Annotated in this window: 1 protein-coding gene; it reads left to right on the plus strand. The window is 55.0% G+C overall.

Features of this window, described 5'->3' with window-relative positions; all coding sequences use genetic code 11:
• The first annotated feature begins 74 nt into the window (after positions 1-74).
• Positions 75-1,436, plus strand: a complete 1,362-nt coding sequence (locus IBX50_RS20550; protein WP_292258288.1) for a DUF4236 domain-containing protein — start codon at positions 75-77, stop codon at positions 1,434-1,436.
• The last annotated feature ends 58 nt before the right edge of the window (positions 1,437-1,494 follow it).

Consider the following 1,494-nt stretch of genomic DNA (forward strand, 5'->3'; position numbering starts at 1 on the left):
TCAGAGTAACAGGCAAGGCTGGGCATTAGGTCAGCTTCGATTTAAACTCTACGAAACCATCGCAAGGAGCAACCATGGCTTTTCGTTTTCGTAACACCATCCGCATTGCCCCCGGTATCCGCCTGAACCTGGGCAAAACTGGCATCAGCCTCTCCGCAGGGGTGAGGGGTGCAACGGTCACTGCTGGCAAACGTGGGGTGCATGGTAATGTTGGCCTGCCAGGCACCGGTCTGTCTTATCGCACTCGGCTGGATAAAAGCCCCGCACACCGCCGCCGTGTAGAGCAGCAAGAAAAGCGCCAGTACCGTCAGGATCGCCAGCAGCAGCTTCAGCAGAATAATCCGGATCTGGGGCAGGTCACTCTATCGCTGGATGATAAAGGCCAGCTGTTGATGGTCGATGCGTCGGGTCAACCCCTGGAAACCGCCCTGCGTCGTCGCCTGCAAAAAGACTTTGAAGCGGATATCCGCGAATGGCTGGAAGTACGGATGGAAGCCATCAACGGCGATATAGATCTGTTACTGAATCCCCATCTGGATACCCTGTCACCCGACAGCTCACCCCCTGAATATCAAATCCGTCCCTTCACCGAGCTGCAACCGGCAAAACCCCAGTTACAGCAACCTGCGCCTCAGCCGGTTAAACCAGAGCCACCGCGTATTGGCTGGCTGGATCGTTTGATTCCCGGTCGCAAACAACGCCTGATGGATGCCTGGCAAGATGCACAAACCAATTGGAGCGTCTGCCTGCAGCGCTGGGAAGAAGACAAACAGCGGTTGGACGAGCAGCAGGCACACACCATCCTGCAGTATGAAAAAGAGCTGGCCGAATGGCGGCAACGTAAAGAAATCCACAACAGCCAGCAGCGTGAAGAAGACAGCAGCTTCTCACAACGCCTGTTGACTGATTCTGAGTTGATGGCCGAAGTGCTGCAAGCAGAGCTGGAAGCACTGGACTGGCCGCGTGAAACCCTGATTGATTTTGATCTGGATGAAGCAGGGCAACGGCTGCAACTGGACGTGGATCTGCCGGAAATTGAAGACTTCCCCCAGCAGGAAGCCCGACTGGGAGCCAGAGAATTGCGCCTGGTACTCAAACAAAAAAGCCAGACCCAACTGCGCCACGAATACGCCCGTCATGTGCATGGCGTGCTGCTGCGGGTTATCGGGACTGCTTTTGCCACATTACCCAGCATCCAGCAGCTGATCATCTCCGGCTACAGCCAACGCCTGAACCCGGCCACCGGCCATGTTGAAGACGAATACCTGATATCAGCCAAAGTAGAGCGCACAGCCTTTGAACAGATCAACTTCAACAACCTGGAAGAGGTCGATCCGATTATGGCAATGGAGCGCTTTGAGCTTGCCAGGGAGATGAGCAAGAGTTACCTGTTCACCAGCATCAAGCCCTTTGACCCTGCATCACCGCAGGGCTAAACTCGCCCGATCTTTTATTCCAAGGGAGCGCCTTGAATGCGCTGCTTTGTAACCATTT

The sequence above is a fragment of the Marinospirillum sp. genome (assembly GCF_014859565.1).

Coding starts and splice junctions, on each gene's coding strand:
- IBX50_RS20550 (WP_292258288.1), top strand. CDS start 75: ATGGCTTTTCGTTTTCGTAACACCATCCGCATTGCCCCCGGTATCCGC.